Annotated in this window: 11 protein-coding genes; 5 read left to right on the forward strand and 6 right to left on the reverse strand. The window is 55.8% G+C overall.

Translation table 11 applies throughout. The features are described 5' to 3' along the window. Positions 1–167: 167 nt before the first annotated feature. The 5 genes from BA6348_RS15490 to gnd all read right to left on the reverse strand — a co-directional run bounded on the left by BA6348_RS15490 (position 168) and on the right by gnd (position 6,531). Complete coding sequence (locus tag BA6348_RS15490) at positions 168–2,753, reverse strand: metallophosphoesterase (protein WP_122953502.1); 2,586 nt, start codon at positions 2,751–2,753, stop codon at positions 168–170. Continuing rightward, complete coding sequence (locus BA6348_RS15495; protein ID WP_122953503.1) at positions 2,753–4,021, reverse strand: class I SAM-dependent methyltransferase; 1,269 nt, start codon at positions 4,019–4,021, stop codon at positions 2,753–2,755. Before BA6348_RS15495 ends, BA6348_RS15490 begins: the two co-directional genes overlap by 1 nt. Positions 4,022–4,301: 280 nt before the next feature. Then, positions 4,302–5,324: an MFS transporter gene (locus BA6348_RS15500; protein ID WP_122953504.1), complete on the reverse strand. Its 1,023-nt coding sequence runs from the start codon at positions 5,322–5,324 to the stop codon at positions 4,302–4,304. Next, positions 5,321–5,464, reverse strand: a complete 144-nt coding sequence (locus BA6348_RS15505) for an AraC family transcriptional regulator (RefSeq protein WP_005831866.1) — start codon at positions 5,462–5,464, stop codon at positions 5,321–5,323. The genes BA6348_RS15500 and BA6348_RS15505 overlap by 4 nt, the downstream gene beginning before the upstream one ends. A gap of 170 nt (positions 5,465–5,634) precedes the next feature. Next, positions 5,635–6,531, reverse strand: a complete 897-nt coding sequence (gene gnd / locus BA6348_RS15510; protein ID WP_005831865.1) for a phosphogluconate dehydrogenase (NAD(+)-dependent, decarboxylating) — start codon at positions 6,529–6,531, stop codon at positions 5,635–5,637. A 227-nt stretch (positions 6,532–6,758) separates the two neighbouring features. Between gnd and BA6348_RS15515 the strand changes: the two genes are divergently transcribed. From BA6348_RS15515 to BA6348_RS15540, 5 genes are all read left to right on the forward strand, one after another. Then, positions 6,759–7,628, forward strand: coding sequence for a MurR/RpiR family transcriptional regulator (locus BA6348_RS15515; protein ID WP_005831176.1), 870 nt, complete (start codon positions 6,759–6,761; stop codon positions 7,626–7,628). Positions 7,629–7,857: 229 nt separating this feature from the next. Beyond that, positions 7,858–9,399 (forward strand): gluconokinase, encoded by a 1,542-nt coding sequence (gene gntK, locus BA6348_RS15525; RefSeq protein WP_007786511.1) that lies wholly within the window; start codon positions 7,858–7,860, stop codon positions 9,397–9,399. A 23-nt stretch (positions 9,400–9,422) separates the two neighbouring features. Then, a complete protein-coding gene (locus BA6348_RS15530) occupies positions 9,423–10,751 on the forward strand; it encodes a GntP family permease (protein WP_005831180.1) in 1,329 nt (442 codons plus the stop codon). A gap of 374 nt (positions 10,752–11,125) precedes the next feature. Beyond that, positions 11,126–11,401, forward strand: a complete 276-nt coding sequence (locus tag BA6348_RS15535) for a hypothetical protein (RefSeq protein ID WP_238504068.1) — start codon at positions 11,126–11,128, stop codon at positions 11,399–11,401. Between the two features lie 52 nt (positions 11,402–11,453). Beyond that, complete coding sequence (locus BA6348_RS15540) at positions 11,454–12,008, forward strand: GNAT family N-acetyltransferase (protein ID WP_122953505.1); 555 nt, start codon at positions 11,454–11,456, stop codon at positions 12,006–12,008. A gap of 1,098 nt (positions 12,009–13,106) precedes the next feature. On the opposite strand, the gene gltB is transcribed toward BA6348_RS15540, so the two are convergent. Continuing rightward, positions 13,107–17,723 carry a glutamate synthase large subunit gene (gene gltB, locus BA6348_RS15545; RefSeq protein WP_122953507.1) on the reverse strand — a complete coding sequence of 1,539 codons (4,617 nt, stop codon included), beginning with the start codon at positions 17,721–17,723 and terminating at the stop codon, positions 13,107–13,109. Positions 17,724–17,842: the final 119 nt, after the last annotated feature.

A 17,842-nucleotide genomic window follows, 5' to 3' on the forward strand; every position in this document is an offset into this window, starting at 1 on the left:
TTGCCCCGGTTTATAATCAGAGGAAAAAGGGCTCTGGAGGAAAGCATGAAGCGTTTTTATTAAAAATTCCGGCTGGTGATCTGGTTTTTGTTCCTGCTGCTCGCCTTTGGCCTCTTTTACGAGGGCTTCCCCCTCTGGAAGCTCGATCCCCCCGTATGAAAAAATCCCTACAACCGAGGGTCGATCTCTTTTTCCTGTGCGACCTCGAACAGCATCGTCGCGACCGTTTGCTGATACGCCTCGTGCGCGGGCGAAATGTCCGCGAACTTGACGAGCAGCATGCTTTTGCCCAATTCGTGCTCCTTCATCGCCGTCCGCAGCTTTTGGCCGATGTTTTTTTGCTTCATCAGCTTGCGGTACTTGTGCGGAAAACGGTAATCGTAGCCGTAAATGATCGACAAGTAGTCGGAGTTGCGCACCTTCATCGCCGGAACCGTCTTTTCGTTTGGCACTTCCGGCTTGATGACGATTCCTTCCATCTGTTGCTCCAGCGTCGTTTTCGCGAAAAAGCGCGCGGCTTGTTCATACGCATCCGCCTCGTCCAGATCGACTACGAGGCAGTCATCCTCGCTGACAAACCGATACATCTCCGACGTTCGCCAATCCGGCAACTGTTCCTCCCCCGTTTCGTAGACGAGCTTCAGCACGGCAAACGGCTTGTATTCCAGCTCGCCTGGCTCGCCGTACAGTGCGAGCTGCTGTTCATACGTAGCATACGCAGCCATCTGCTGCTCGATGGGAACGAGCGTTTCTTTGATTTCGCGAACGTGCTTGTAGTTTTGGTAGAGGGTGGAGCCGTACTTCTCGGTCAAAGCGCTTTTGGCAAGATGGAACTGGTCCTGCTCAAAGCCGCTGGCCTCGTATTCGTCAACGAGCTTGCGGAGCGCCTGCTCAAATCCGTGTTCCTGCAAGTAGGACAGCTCGCTGTGCAGCGCTTTTTCAATCGGTTTGAACTGCTTTTCAATCAATCCCTCGCCAATCGCCCGCCACGGGAGCAGCTCTCCGTCCAGCAGCAGCATTTTTACCTGCTGCTCTTCCATGTACGGACCGAATTTGTCCAAAAGCTTTGCGTAAATCGGCGTCAAGTCAACCTGCGTGATCTTGTAGCCGTTGCGGCTGACGGCGAAGCAATGTGCCAGTTCGCGATGGAGGTACAGATTGCAGCGGGAGCCCATGTATTTCGGTTGCAGCACGACCTGCCTGGCTCCGCGCTCCGCAAAATAGCGCAAGCCCGCCCAAAGCGACTCCAGCTCGCCTGCCGCTTCGTCTTTGTCCGCTGGCGGCATCGTCCCGGAAATAAAGTTGATCTTGTTGTGCAGGCAGTAGTGCAAGCGGCGCAGCTCTTCTTCTGCCAGGTCTTGCAGCGAGACGTGCCGTTGTTCCTGGAACAAGCTCGGCAACTCCTCCACAAGCGCCGCATGGACAGAGCGCTCTGTCTTGTACAAAGGCTTGTGCCCCATCACAACAGAGGTCAGCGCGTTGCCCTGTACGCATCCGGTGTCGAGGTGCAGCTTGTTTTTCAGGCGAAAAGCCTGTTTGGCCGCGATGTGGCCGAACAAGTGATACGGATGGTTGCCGACCGCTTCCTCGCGCAAAAAGCCGAGCTGCTCTTCGACAGAAGTGGATCGATCGAGCCGGAAGTTTCGCTGCTGGCGCACGGAAACGGCATCGAGCTTTCCGATGTATTTGTTTTGGCACGGGGCATGGGTGACGTAGTAGGACGGATTCGCAAGCGCGATGCAACGGTAAAAAGGCCGGGAAACCGCGCACAAATGGTTGAACTTTTGTTGCAGCAGCAAATCGTCGCGCAAGACAGCGATCGAATCGAAATACGTAGCGAGCAGCTCTGGCTCGACTCCTTTGATTTTTCCTTGCAAAAAGTGGTAGACAAAATGTTCGTGATTGCCCCGCACCAGCAAAAAATGCTCCTGGTTGTCGTACAGAAACTCGATGATCTCGCGGGTCTGCTTGCCTTTGTCGATCCAGTCGCCCGCGAGAATGACTTTGGTGTTGCGCACCTTGTCTGTGACCACAAGCCGGTTGTTGTCGAGGTGGTACCCGTGGGCGGCCAGCAACCGTTTTAGTTCGTGCACACATTCATGCACGTCGCCGATGATGATGTAGCGAGTGTCGGGGATAAGAATCGTCGCCAAATAATCGGCTTTGTTTTCGATCACGACCTGGTACGCTTCGTTGGCTTTTGCCTCCGCCGGCTCGTAAAAATCTTTGGCGCGGATGCGGTGAATGTTCGCGTACCCTTCTTTGGACAAGGCGCGCAACACTTCCTTTTTCAGCCGGAGAATGTGGCTCGTAATCAGCTTTTTCGACCGTTCGGAGGCGTAGTAGTCCTCGCGCTTGCGGTAGTCGAATACGATGACCTCCAGGTTGTAATGGTTTTCGCGGGCGATTTCGCAGACACGGGCCCGGAAGTCTTCGGCGAGGCCCGTCGTGTCGACCACGACAAACGGCGCGTTGATCGGAAACGATGTGACGAGGCGCAGCTTTTCAAACAGGAGCGAAAAAGCCTGCTCGCTCGCCTCCAGCATGACCTGATCGTATTTGTCGTACGCATGCCCGAGCAGCTCCTGCCGCAAGTCGTCCGAGGAAATGTACGCCACATTCGCCTTGAGCTGTCTGGCCGCGTCCTCGATGCGAAGCTGCGGAATCAGCACTTCTGTGGCAAAGGTCGTTTTTCCGCATTCGGTCGGGCCGACGAGCATGAAGATCGTGTGCAGTTGTGTGGAAATGCGCATCAGTTACGTCCCCTTTTTCTGAAAATGACCCCTTGGGTAGTCGGCAGGCCGTTCACCCGGTCGCCAATTGCGACGAACTCCGCCTGGACGGCGGCTTCCTGCACAATTTCGTGCATCCACGACTGAAAAGCGGCCTGGCCCATTTCCCATTGATGATCGTCGTGGCGAAACCCGGCCAGCTCGTAGTACGGGTTAAAGTCTGCATTCGGTGTCGTGATGATGAAGCGCTCGAAATCGACTTGTCGGCACAACTGCAAAATGAGCGCCCGCGCCTCGTCCTGGCTCATATGCTCGATCACTTCGGTCAAAACGATCTCGACCTGCTCGCCGTTGTAGTCGTGCAAAAAGGCATCGACAGACGGAAACAGGACGATATTGTCGACCTCTTTCGCCGCCGCTTTGCGGTTGACCAGCGCCAGCCGCTCTTCGTCGATGTCGACGGCGTAGTAGCAATGCGCCAGCTTCGCGGCAAACGGCAAGGCGTAAAACCCTTCGCCGCAGCCGACGTCGAGAATCGGCCGGGCAAAAGAAAGCTTTGATGCGATGAAGTTTCTCCGCTGCAATCCGGTGCTGCCATATTCGAGCTGAATCGCGTACCGCTCTGTCTGTTCAAGCTGCGACTTGTACTTGCGAAAATGCTCCCGCCGATTCAGAAACTGGCGCGCGAACAGGCTGCGAATGTAAAACGGGGCATCCATCGCGTTGATGCTCTTGATGTATTTGTCGAGAATGCTCTCGGAAATGTCGAGATGCTCCTTGCCAAACGTAGCGAGAAACAAACAGAGCACGCTCGCCACATGCAGCAGGTCGTACAAGCTTTTTTGCGTGCGGATGGTCAAGGCGTAGCTTTTATGGGCGTGATGCCGGATGTCGAACGAAAAGTCTGGGACGTGCTTCTGGAAAAACTCGATGTAGCGCACCAGCTCGATGTGGATCATGTTGATGAAAAACGTGTGCGTGTACCCTTCGACGTCGCGCTCGTCACGCGTTTTCATCGGCGTTGAAAAAAATTCATTGATCGCGTTGAGCGGAAACAAAGGCGTGTTGTAACGGGACACGTTGAGGTACTCAAACCGCTCCTCTGCAAACTGTTTGTACGATACTTCGTTGTCGGCGTCTTTAAAATAAACGTGGTAGACGGAGGCTTCCGAATACCAGCCGTAGGCGATGCCTTTGCGAACCGACCGGAGCGTCAGTCCGGACGCCGGATTTTTCCTGATAAGGTACGAGAAGGCCGGGTTCTCCGAGCGCAATTGGACGATGGCCATTTTCGTTTCTCTCCTTCCTCCCAAGCTGCTGTAGGACCATCTTCTGCCATTTCACCTGGAATGAACAGGGCAGAAGTATTACGAACCGGATTTTTCGGGCAAAAAAAGAACCTTCTCGGTAGAAAAGGTTCGATTGCCTGACGTGGTTGCGCGGTTGCGCGGTTGTGCAGTTGTGCAGTTGTGCAGTTGTGCAGTTGCGCCATTGCGCGATTGCGCCGTTGTGCGATTGTGCAGTTTTGCGGTTGCGCGGCTGTGCGGTTGTGCAGTTGCCCGGCGCAGCTCACTCGTTTTCCAGAGACGGCTCGACTGGCAATGGCTGGTGCTTCTTTTTATTCCCATTCATCACGCTGCCCATGCACACGACGAGGGCGAGAAAAATCAGGATCAGGGAAAAGCCGAAGCCCATGCCGTACTGGCTGGCGGCCGCCCCGATCGCTGCGTTCGCGAGCAGGGAGCCGATGCCGGAGGGCGTGAACAAAAATCCGAGAACTTTGCCCGTGTGCGCGGGATAGAGCTGGCAGGCGATGGCGGCAATCGTCGGAAAAATCGCCGCGAAGCTGATGCCAGAGGCGATGAAAAAGCCGAGCGTGCCGCTGCTCCCCGCGATGGCGAGCGCAAGCGCCACAATGGCGGAAAGCGAGCACAGCAGCACCGCCTTCTCCTGGCCGATCCGCCCGATCCACCTGTGCGCCGTCAACCGCCCTATCGTGAAGACGAGATAAAACCCGGACAAGTAAAAGGCTCCTTCCGTCAAGGCAAGCCCTCTCACCTGCACCAAGTACGTCGGCAGCCAGGTCGCCAGGCCGACCTCGGCCATTACGTAGATCCACGGAATGACCACGGTCGGCCCCATTTTTTGCATGGTGGAAAGCCCGTACGCCTCGCTGTCGTAATCGCTGCAGACGATCAGCTCCGGCCGCGACTCGCGCAGCGCCTGCAAATTGTAGTCGGCGAGTTGCGCTTCAAAGCGCTTCGTCCGCTTGAGCGGGTAGTGCAACCTGGCCCCTAGCAGCTCGCGGCGATGCCGGTCCCGGTTTTGGTCGTACACCCCGATACTCGGCACAACGCCCAATGCCAATAAATGCCCCACATACGGAAAGTTCATGATCGCCATGTGCGACTTTTTGCTGCCCAAAAACGCGGACGGCGCCGTGCCGACCGTTTTCTTGAACTTGCGGCTGAAGTAAAATTCATCGGCAAACCCGACCTGCGCGGCGATTTCCTTGACGGGAGCGCGCGACGTCAAAAGCTGCTCCTTGGCCCGGTTGATGCGAATCTGGCTCAAATAATCGGAGGGACTCATCCCGAACTGCTGCTTAAAACCCGGGAAAAGTGCCAGACGCTCATCCCTGCCATTCGCGCCAGCATCTCGCGGTTAATCTCCTCGCGGTAGTGCGCTACCATGTACGCCATGACCTGCTGCAAAACTTGTGTATGAAACAATCGCGTTCACTCCCAAATGTTGCGCATGATAATCATTTTCAATCAATATGACGGCATTGTATCAGAGCTCCACGGAAGCGACAAGAAAGCCGCGCAAAAAAAGGATGAGCCTCAAAGCCTCTCCTTTGTAGAGAGCGGCTTTGCCGCCATCCTTTTTGTCGAGCATCGGGTTATTTTTTTTCCACCGCGTGGCCGCCAAACTCGTTGCGCAGCGCGGCTACGACTTTGCCATGGAACGTGTCTTCGTCAAGCGAGCGGTAGCGCATGAGCAGCGACATCGCGATAACCGGAGTGGCCGCCTGCAAATCCAGGGCGGTTTCCAGCGTCCATTTGCCTTCCCCGGACGAGTGCATGACGCCGCGAATATCGTCCAGCTTCGCGTCTTTGCGGAAAGCGCGCTCGGTCAAATCCATCAGCCAGCCGCGGATGACAGAGCCGTTCGCCCACACGCGCGCCACTTCCGCGAAGTCGTAATCGTACTGGCTTTTCGCCAGCACCTCGAAGCCTTCGCCGATTGCCTGCATCATGCCGTACTCGATGCCGTTGTGAATCATTTTCAAAAAGTGACCGCTGCCCGCTTCGCCTGTGTACAGGTAGCCCTTGTCCACATTGATGTCGCGAATCATCGGTTCGATATGAGCGAATGCCTCGCGATCCCCGCCGATCATCATACATGCCCCGTGGCGAGCGCCTTCCATGCCGCCGCTCGTCCCCGCGTCGAGGAAGTGAATGCCTTTTGCTTTCAACCGCTCGTAGCGCTCAACCGACTGCTTGTAGTGCGAGTTGCCGCCGTCGATCACGATGTCCCCTGGCGCGAGCATGGTGGAAAGCTGGTCGACCAGTTGATCCACGATCTCGCCCGCCGGAACCATCAGCCAGATGACGCGCGGCGCTTCCAGCTTCGCCACCGCATCCTCCACGGAAGCAGCCGGAATTGCTCCTTCGCGGCCGAGCTCCTCTGCGCGGCTGTTGTCTACATCGTAAGCCACTACCTCATGCTGGTGGGACAGCAGGTTGAGCGTCAGGTTGTAACCCATTTTGCCTAAACCGAGTATCGCAAGTTTCATTCGCGTACGTCACTCCTTTGGGGTAATCTCCGTTATCTCGTATTATATGATAAAAATTTTCATCTTTCATCATAAAAGAAGAAAATTTTTTCGAAACTAGGAATTGGACAGCCATTTTCCTTATACTAACAGAAAGCAAACGTTTTCGCTTGCCCGATTGCGCTTGGACACAGACAAGCTTTCGCTACATAGACGGCACAGCGCCACTTTTTGGGAGGTACCGATTCATGGCTGAAACGACACCACACGTTCCGGCGAGCGTGCTTGCGCAGTTGCGCGCCATCTACACGCAACTGAGCGGCAAGGAGCAGCAAATCGCCGACTACATTTTGCAACACGCCAGCAAAATTGTTCATCTGTCCATTACCGAGCTGGCTGACCAGTGCCAATGTGCGGACGCGACCGTGTTCCGCCTGTGCCGCAGGCTCGGCTTTCGCGGCTACCAGGCGTTCAAAATCGCGCTTGCCAGCGAAGTGACGAACCCGAAACAATCGATCTACCAGGAGATCAACCTCGATGACGACGACATCGGCTCGATCGCGGAAAAAATTTTCACCGCCAACCTGGAAACGTTGCGCGATACCTTGCAAATTATGAACAAAGAAGAGCTTTTAAAAATTGTCGACTGTCTGGAGCATGCTACCCGGATCGAATTTTACGGCACTGGCGGCTCGGCGGCGATCGCCCAAGACGCCTACCACAAGTTCATGCGGACAGGCATCCCCTGTATTCACCATTCCGACGCCCACTACCAGGTGATGTCGGCCTCGCTCTTGTCTGAGGGCGCCGTCGCGGTCGGCTTTTCCCACTCCGGCTCCAACAAAGATATTTTGGCCGCCCTGCAAGTGGCAAAACAGCGCGGGGCGAAAACGATCGGGATCACGAGCTACGGCAAATCCCCGCTCGTCAGGCAGGCCGACATGTGCCTGTACACCACTTCCAGAGAAACCGTTTTTCGCACAGAAGCCTTGTCTTCCCGGCTCGCCCAGCTCTGCCTGATCGATTTGCTGTACGTGGCGGTATCGCTGCGCCGGCAGGACGACACCATTGCCAACATTCAGCATATCCGCGAAGCGATCTCGCTCAAACGCCTGTAAATCAGGCGTTTTTCTTTTGCCCCTCTGCTAAAAAAGCGGGAAAAAGGCCACCATGGTGCTGAGCCGGATTTTCTGTCCACCCTCCGGCTTTTTTTGGCAATACTACAGGTGTGTAGATAAATTTGAAATAATTTTTTTCTTTTATATTAACAAATGAAAAAAATTTCGCTATAATCGCGTTATCACCAAGCCACTCGGTTGAAAGCGTATCCAAAAAGGGTGAACAGACATGAAACAAACCTACTTTATCGGTCTTGATATCGGGACAACCAGCACGAAGGCGATCGTCTTCACGCCTTCCGGTGCCGTCAGAGGGACGGGCAACATCGACTACCCTCTGCTCGTTCCGAAAGCCTCCTGGGCGGAGCAGGACCCGGAAACGATTTTCGCCGCTGTCATTCAGGCGCTGAAGCAAGCGATTGAACAGGCGGACATCGAAAAGCATGAAATCGGCGGGATCGGCTTCTCTACTGCGATGCACAGCCTGATTGCCGTCGATGCGCACGGAAATCCGCTGACGAACAGCATCATCTGGGCGGATAACCGAAGCGCGGCGCAGGCGGAGCGGCTCAAGGAAGACGGCGTCGGCCACCAGATTTACCTCGCCACTGGCACGCCAATCCATCCGATGTCTCCCCTGCCGAAAATGATGTGGCTCAAGGAGCAAATGCCGGAGACGTTTACGAAGACAGCCAAGTACATTTCCATCAAGGAATACGTGATTTATCGGCTGTTCGGGCAGTACGTCGTGGACTACTCGATCGCTTCCGCCACCGGGCTGTTCAACTTGCGCAAGCTGGACTGGGACGAGCAGGCGCTCACCGTCGCTGGCATCACCAAGCAGCACTTGAGCGAGCCTGTGCCTACTACCCATATCCTGCGGGGAATGAAGCTGCGTTATGCGGAAGAAATCGGGCTTGACCCCGATACGCCGTTTGTCGTCGGGGCCAGTGACGGCGTGTTGGCCAATCTCGGCATCGGAGCGATTGAAAACGGCCAGGTCGCGATCACGATCGGGACAAGCGGTGCCGTCAGAACCGTCGTTCCCGAGCCGATCACCGATCCGAAAGGCCGCACCTTCTGCTACGTGCTGACGGAAAAGCATTGGGTCATCGGCGGGCCATCCAACAACGGCGGCATCATGCTGCGCTGGTTCCGCGACGAGTTCAGTTGGCCGGAAGTGGAAAAAGCGAAGCAGCTTGGCGTCGACCCGTACGACGTCATGATCCAGGCAGCAGAGAACGTACGCGCTGGCGCAGACGGGCTGCTCTTCCTCCCCTTCCTGTCCGGGGAACGCGCTCCGTACTGGAATTCGCAGGCGCGCGGCTCTTTTTTCGGCATCGGGCTGCATCACAAGCGCGAGCATTTCATCCGCGCCGTGCTCGAAGGCATTTTGTTCAGCGTCTACAGCATTGGCATCGCGCTTCGCGACCTGGCAGGCGGAGCCAAGGAAATTCGCGCATCGGGCGGCTTTGCCCGCTCCAAAGAATGGCGGCAGATCATGTCTGACATGTTCGGCTACGAGGTGCTCATTCCCGAGAGCCATGAAAGCTCCAGCTTCGGCGCTGCCCTGCTGGCGATGCACGCGCTCGGCGCCCTCGACGACTTGCGCGATGTGAAAAAGATGATTCACATCTCCCACCGGCACGAGCCGGATTTGGAGCGATCCAGCATGTATCTGGAACTGTTTTACATTTACGAACGCGTCTACTACAACTTGCTTGAGGAATACAAGCTGATCGCCAAGTTCCAAAAGCAGTTGACCAACTAGAGACACCATAAGGAGGGTCTTTCATGCCACTTCTCATTACGTTACTATCCATTATTTTCCTCCTCATTCTCATTACGCGTTTCAAGGTGAATCCGTTTGTCGCCCTGCTGCTCGCCGCCGGATTTGTCGGAATCGCGTCCGGCATGCCGCTCGTCAAGGTCGTCGACTCGATCAAGGACGGGATGGGCGGAACGCTCGGATTCATCGCCATCGTCCTTGCGCTGGGCACCATGCTCGGAAAAATGATGGCAGAATCAGGCGGAGCCGAACGCATCGCCCGCACGCTGATTAACCTGTTTGGCGAAAAAAATGTACACTGGGCAATGATGTTCGTCGCCTTTATCGTCGGGATTCCGGTCTTTTTCCAGGTAGGTTTTGTTCTGTTGATTCCGCTCGTCTTCACAATCGCCAGACAGACAGGCGTCTCGCTGTTGAAAATCGGGATTCCGCTCGTCGCAGGCTTGTCCATCGTACACGGCATTGTGCCGCCGCACCCAGCGGCGATGGCGGCCGTTGATCTGTTCCAGGCCGATGTCGGCAAAACGATCCTGCTCTCGATCATCGTCGCGCTGCCTTCCGCGATCATTGCCGGACCGCTCTACGGCAGTTGGATTGGCAAACGCGTCAAAACGAGCATCTCGCCTGACCTCGCTTCGCAATTGGCAGAGCCAAAGGACGAGCGCGAACTGCCGGGCTTCGGCATTACGGTCTTTACCGTTCTCCTGCCTGTTCTGTTGATGCTGATGGCAACGGTTGCAGACGTGACCTTGCCGAAGGAAGACATGCTGCGCCAATGGGCTGACTTCATCGGCAGCCCGATCACTTCGCTGTTGATCGCTGTTATCATTTCGTTCTGGACGCTCGGCTACAACCGCGGCTTTTCCAAAGACGACATTCTCAAATTTACGAACGACTGCCTCGCTCCTACGGCAACCATCCTGCTCGTGATCGGTGCGGGCGGCGCGTTCAACAAAGTGCTGTTGAACAGTGGCGTTGGCGACTACATCGCCGAGCTGGCCAAAGCGTCCGCGATCTCCCCGATTTTCCTCGGCTGGCTGATCGCAGCGTTGATTCGCGTCGCGACCGGCTCTGCGACCGTCTCCATGATGACCGCAGCCGGCATCGTCGGTCCAATCGCCCTGCAAGTGCCGGGGACAAGCCCTGAGCTGTTGGTACTGGCAACAGGCGCAGGCTCCCTGATCCTGTCGCACGTAAACGACTCCGGCTTCTGGCTGATTAAGGAATACTTCAACATGACGGTGCAAGATACACTGAAATCGTGGACCGTGATGGAGACGATTTTGTCAGTCGTCGCGATCATTTTAATCATGGGGCTTAGCCTGGTGATCTAACCGGCTTGCACCGATTGGCAAAAGAACAGGACATTCCATCCACCATGCGTGGGCGGGATGTCCTTTTTTTGAACAGACAGCCATCTCGTTTGATGATTGATAAAAATCTGTATATCCTTTCCATTCGGCCTGCTTTATTGTATGCTCTTTTCGTAAAGAGTGTTGTGTTCCGAAAAGCCTGTGAGTCGATCGGCATCGTCCCCATGCGATCTTGGCATGCATTCACGGCAACAAGCGTTCTTCCATAAAGGACTATCGTTACTTTGCCAATCCGTTTCAAGCTATATCTATAGCAGCCTTTTTTGCGAACAAGAGCCTGATTGCAAAAAGGGTTTGCGTCTTCCATGCGAGAGAAAACGGGAAAGGACTCGAAAATGACTCACACTGCAAAGCTGTTGTTGTTAGGCTCGCTCACTGGTTTGCTCGTGCTGGTCGCCTCCCCTGTCTTGCAGCACGTCGAGACATTCGTCGGGCTGTGGATGGTGTTATGGAGCCGGTTCAGCTTGCGAAAACGCTCGGTTTATGGAATGTGGAAGCTGCTCACTTGTTTGGCGCTCGCGATTGGTTCTGCCCTCATGCTATGGGGCATCCTGTTGACCAGCCTGGATTTTTATTGGCTGGGCAACGCTCCCTTTTCCTTGTTGTCGTAGGCTACAGACAAATCAGGTGCAAGCAAACTTGAGTTACCTGGAGGCTTCGTTTATGCAGATCAACACCATCACCACGGAGCGCTTGCTGCTGCGGCCGATGCAGCCTGCTGACGCTCCCGCCTTGTTTTCCTTCTGGTCTGATCCAAACGTATCGAAGCATATGAACATCGAGTCCATGACCCGCATCAAGCAGGCGGAGGACATGATTTTTCTCATCAACAAGCTGTGTGCGGAGGATCAGGCAATCCGCTGGTCGATCGTCTTGCAGGAGTCGGGAGAGATGGTCGGCTCCTGTGGCTTCAATTCGTTTGATTTCGAGCACGGCCGGACAGAAATTGGCTACGATCTCGGCTCTCCCTACTGGGGAAAAGGCTACGCCACGGAAGCCGTCCGCGCCGTCATCGGCTACGGCTTTTCAGAGCTTGGGCTAAACCGGGTGGAGGCCAAGGTCGAGCCTGACAATCGCGGCTCGATCCGTGTGCTAAGCAAATTGCGCTTCGTGGAAGAAGGCTTGCTGCGCCAGTATGAAAAGTCGAACGGTCAGTTTGTGGACTTGCTGATCTTCTCCCTGCTACGGGATGAGTGGACAGAACCGTCTGGCAATTGAACTGACAGAAAAAGGCTGGTTTTCCCTCGGCGCTCCGAGGGGAATGAGCCTTTTTCGTCTGCCAAGCTGCTGAATAGCATTTTTTTGAAAGTGAAAGAAGAAATGCGGTGTTCGTGGCAGGATGAGTCAGATGGGGCTTGGGGTTGATTGTTTTTTAAAAGCCCCTTCATCGGCGCTTTTGGTGTGGCGAGGAAAGAGACGAAATCGCTGTAGCTTCTTGGGCTCCCTGCTGGGGGTATCACTGCCCGGCTCCGGGAAAAAAGCGAAACCGCGTCCAAAAGTGGTCGATTCAGGGAGCTTCTCAGAGTTGGACGCTGAAAACGTGTTTCGCTTTTTCCCCTCCGCCTCGGTTGGGAGCCCAAAGAGCTTTCGCGGATTTCGTCTCTTTCCTCGTCAGGGGCCAAGGGGGATGGTCGGAGGTGGAAAGAAAAGACAGGACAAAAAACTTTACAATTAAAGAACGGGGGGCGGCATTCTCGCGGACCTTTCTTCTGGCGAGCAATGAACGCTACCCGCTTGACAATACAAAAACTGCTTTTGAGATTCTTTTTGTCTTGGACACCTTGCTTCCTGACCTACACACAAAAACCACCCCCGAACGACAGACACAGCTCGTAGAGGAAACAGGAGAAAGCCAGCGAAGGTCTTTGGGACTCCTACCCAGCCTCCGGGGAAAAAGGAAAACACGCTTTTAAGCGTCAACCTGAACCTCCTTCTTTTGAATCCTCTACTTTTGACGCGGTTTTCCTTTTTCCCCGGAGGCGGACAGTCTTCGCTCCCCCGCTAGAGGCCCAAGTACCTGTAGCGCTTTCTCCTGTTTCCTCCCACCACTACCGCTACGATCAACCGTTTTTCAAGCTAACAATCCGCCTTGATCCCCACAACTCGCCACGGAAACAACATTCTCGACTGCTCAGAAAACTCGGTTGCCTCAAGCCAGTAAATAGGCAAATGCCTTCGTCCGTACCCAAAAAGCACAGCGCCTGCTTTCTCCCTGCCCGAAGTTTCGCTATGCTGCACGATACTGGATAAGCAGCTTATCCATTGGTATGTGTAAAAAAAACGGCAACCCGCTGCACGAGTTGCCGTCCTGCTTCTTTAGTTGCCTACCAATACTCCGATCTGCTCAGGCACCTTTTTCTTTGGGGCCTTCTTGTCTGCGCTTTTCTTCTGGTTCAGTTCGAACGCTGCCAAAATCGCTTCCTGGCGCTTCATGCCGGACTTTTCCAGCTCCTCCATCGTCGAGATGATTTGCTTGTAGTCTTTTGGAATGACTTTGACGAACTTGGCGATCGTCTGCGGCCACGAAGCGAGCAAGGCTTGGGCCCGAGGACTGCCTGTGTAGGCGGCGTGGTTTTCCAGCAGCCGCTTGACTTCGGCAATCTCCCGCTGATCGGTCAGCTTCTCCAGAAGCACCATTTCCTGATTGCAACGGGCGGCAAACGTCTCATGGTCCTCTGCCAGCACATAGGCCGTACCGCCTGACATCCCGGCCGCAAAGTTTTTGCCCACCTGACCGAGCACGACGACGCGTCCTCCTGTCATGTACTCGCAGCCGTGGTCGCCCACTCCTTCGACGACGGCGGTGACTCCGCTGTTCCGGACGCAGAAGCGCTCACCCGCAAGCCCGTTGATGTACGCTTCGCCGGAGGTCGCGCCGTAAAACGCGACGTTTCCGATAATCATGTTGCGCTCTGGCGAGAAGGTGCTCTTTTTCGCCGGTGCTACGATGATTTTCCCGCCGGACAGCCCTTTGCCGACGTAGTCATTCGCGTCGCCCGCAAGCTGCAAAGTAATGCCGCGTGGAACAAACGCGCCAAAGCTTTGTCCGGCGGAACCGTAAAACTCCAGGCGAATTGTGTCTTCCGGCAGGCCGTGGACGCCGTATCTTCTCGTCACTTCGCTGCCAAGAATCGTTCCGACTACGCGATTCGTGTTGCTGATCGGCAGTCTCGCCTGGATTTGCTTTTGCTTCTCCAGCGCTGGCTTGCACAAGGCGAGCAACATTTGACGGTCCAGCGTCTCTTCCAGCTTGTGGTCCTGATTGCGCTGATGGTATTTGCCGACCTCTGCGGATACCGCCGGCTGGTACAAAAGCGCGGACAGATCAATATGCTTTGCTTTCCAGTGCGCTTTTGCCCGTTCGCTCACGGTCAGCACCTGGCTTTGGCCGATCATCGCCTCCAGCGAGCGGAAGCCGAGCTGAGCCATGATCTCGCGCACTTCGCGAGCCACGAGGCGCATGAAGTTAACCGCGTGCTGCGGGTCGCCCTTGAATCGTTTGCGCAGCTCCGGATTTTGCGTCGCGACCCCTACCGGGCACGTATCGAGATGGCAGACACGCGCCATGACGCAACCGATGGAGACGAGCGGCGCGGTGGCGAAGCCAAATTCCTCTGCGCCGAGCAGAGCGGCAATGACTACGTCGCGTCCGGTCATCAGCTTGCCGTCAGTCTCCAGCACGACGCGGTCGCGCAGTTGATTGAGCAAAAGCGTCTGATGCGTCTCCGCAAGCCCCAATTCCCACGGCAGCCCCGCATGCTTGATGCTCGACTTCGGCGAAGCGCCCGTACCGCCGTCGTGGCCGCTGACCACGATCACGTCCGCCAGCCCTTTGGCGACGCCTGCCGCAATCGTTCCGACCCCTGCCTTGGAGACGAGCTTCACGCTGATGCGCGCCCGCGGATTCGCATTTTTCAGGTCAAAAATCAACTGGGCCAAGTCCTCGATGGAGTAAATGTCGTGGTGCGGCGGCGGAGAAATCAGGCCCACGCCTGGCGTAGAGCCGCGCACTTCGGCAATCCACGGGTACACCTTGCTGCCTGGAAGCTGTCCGCCTTCTCCCGGCTTTGCCCCTTGCGCCATTTTGATCTGGATTTCGGATGCATTGACCAGATAGTGGCTGGATACGCCGAAGCGCCCGGATGCAACCTGCTTGATCGCGCTGCGGCGCAAATCGCCGTTTTCATCTGTCGTGTAGCGGGCCGGATCTTCTCCGCCCTCGCCGCTGTTGCTTTTAGCTCCCAGACGGTTCATGGCGATTGCCAGCGTCTCATGCGCTTCCTTGCTGAGCGAGCCGTAGGACATCGCTCCCGTTTTGAAGCGGTGGACGATGGAGTCGACCGATTCGACTTCGCTGAGCGGGATCGGCTTGCGGTCCGACTTGAAGTCGAGCAGGTGGCGCAGGGCGGAAAACGGTTGCTCCCCTGCCATTTCCGCGTAAATTTTGTACTGCTCGTAGCTGCCTTCCCGGCAAGCTTTTTGCAAAGCGTGAACGGTTTTTGGCTGGAACAGGTGGTACTCGCCGTCGCGGCGGAACTGGAAGTCGCTGCCTGGATCGAGCTTTTCTTCGGAATGTTCCGGCGAAAAAGCTTGCGCGTGGCGAATCAGCGTCTCCTGCGCGATCACGTCCAGCGAAATTCCGGAAATTTGCGATGGCGTGCGGGTAAAGTAGCGGTCAATGACGTCGGCGTGAATCCCGACCGCTTCAAAAATTTGTGCCCCGCGATAGCTTTGGACGGCCGAAATGCCCATTTTGGACATGACCTTGACGACGCCTTCGATTGCGGTTTGCAAATAGGCTTCGATCGCGTCTTCGGCCGCGATGTCTTTCAGCTTGCCGGATGCGATCAGGTCGAGCACAGAGGCAATGGCGACATAAGGATTGACAGCGTCTGCCCCGTAGCCGATCAGCATGGCAAACTGGTGGACGTCGCGCGGCTCGCCCGACTCGACGATCAAGCTGGCTTTTGTCCGCGTACCGGAGCGCACCAGATGATGATGCAGGCCGCTCGTGGCAAGCAAGGCCGGAATCGCTGCCAGCTTCTCGCCGATGCCGCGGTCAGACAGGATCAACAGCGTGTAGCCTGCGGCAATCGCTTCATCGGCTGCGGCAAACAACTGCTCCAACGCCTGCTCCAGCGCGGCTTCTCCCCCGTCTGCGGCAAACAGGATCGGCAGCGTTTTCGCCCTGAACTCCTGGTACGGATTGGCGCGCAACTGGGCCAGCTCCTTGTTTGCGAGCAGCGGATTGGTCAAGCGGATGCGGCGGCAATGGCTCGCTGCAGGCTCCAGCAAGTTTCCTTCCGCGCCAAGCACCGTGTGCGTCGAGGTCACGCAAGCCTCCCGCAGCGAGTCGATGGGCGGGTTCGTCACCTGTGCGAACGATTGCTTGAAGTAGTTGTACAAAAGCTGCGGACGATCCGACAGGACGGCGAGCGGCGTATCGACACCCATGGAGCCGATCGGGTCTTTTTGCTCGGCGACCATCGGCGCCAGCACTTTGTCCAGCTCTTCCTGCGTGTATCCAAACGCCTTTTGCCGCGCCAGCAGCGCTTTTCCGTCAAGCTCCTCGGCAGCGCCTGCCTGTGGAAGCTGCTCCAGCGCGTGCAGGTTGTTTTTCACCCACTCGCGGTACGGCTGCTCGCTGGCGATTTTTTGCTTGATCTCTTCATCGGAGACGATTCGGCCTTCCTCCAGGTCGACCAGCAGCATGCGGCCCGGGCTGAGGCGGCCTTTTTGCACAATTTTTTCTTCCGGTACTTCCAAAACGCCTACTTCCGATGAGAAAATGATCGTATCGTCCGTCGTCACGTAGTAGCGGGCCGGACGCAATCCGTTGCGGTCGAGAATCGCCCCGATCTGACGGCCGTCGGTAAAGGAAATCGCCGTCGGGCCATCCCATGGCTCCATCAGGCAACTGTGGTATTCGTAAAACGCTTTTTTGTTCGCGTCGATCTGCTCATCCTGATCCCACGGCTCGGGAATCATCATCATCGCGACGTGCGGCAGCGATCTGCCCGCCAGCGAGAAAAATTCCACACAGTTGTCGAGGATAGCCGAGTCGCTGCCTTGCATATCAATGACAGGAACGACTTTTTGCAAATCCGCGCCGAACAGCTTGGATTCAAACATTTTTTCGCGCGCCCGCATCCAGTTCACGTTGCCCTGCAAGGTGTTGATTTCGCCGTTGTGAATCAAATAGCGGTTCGGATGCGCTCTCTCCCACGTCGGGAACGTGTTCGTGCTGAAGCGCGAGTGCACGACGGAAAAAGTAGAAGTGTAAGAATTATCTTGCAAATCCAGGTAAAAAGCATCCACCTGGCCTGGCGTGAGCAAGCCTTTGTAAACGATTGTGCGCGAAGACATGGAGGCGGCGTAGAAGTCAGCGCCTGCTGCGTGCTCCATCTGCTTGCGGATGACGTACAGCTTCCGCTCGAAGGCCATCTGGTCCGCTACATGTGCGCTCGCCCCGATGAATACTTGGCGGATAAAAGGCTGACTTGCTGCCGCGGTTTTGCCGATCTTCGTCGCATCGACAGGGACGGTTCTCCAGCCGAGCAGCTTCTGCCCTTCCGCTTCGATAATCGCGGCCAGCTTCGCCTCGTACTCATTGCGCAGGCTCTCCTCCATCGGCAGAAACAACATGCCGACACCGTACTTGCCTGGCGCTGGCAGTTGAATGTTCAGCTCCTTACAGGCCTTTTTGAAAAAGGCATGCGGGATTTGCGTCAAGATTCCCGCTCCGTCACCCGTCTCGGGGTCGCTGCCTTGCCCGCCGCGGTGCTCGAGCTGGCAAAGAATTTTCAGTCCGTTTTTCACCATATCGTGCGTTGCTTTTGCTTTCAAATTCGCAATAAAACCGATTCCACAAGCGTCGTGCTCGAACATCGGGTCGTATAGTCCTTGCTTCGCAGGCATTCCGGTTCTCGTCATTTATCTCCACTCCCTTTGCTCTCTCTGTTAACTCAATTTTAGATTGAGTGAAACGATACAAACAATATATAATTTACTCAATATTAATCTCAAAACGAGATCAATTGGGAATGGGGGGT

It is taken from the genome of Brevibacillus agri (genome assembly GCF_004117055.1).
In the GTDB taxonomy this organism is placed as follows: Bacteria; Bacillota; Bacilli; order Brevibacillales; family Brevibacillaceae; genus Brevibacillus; species Brevibacillus agri.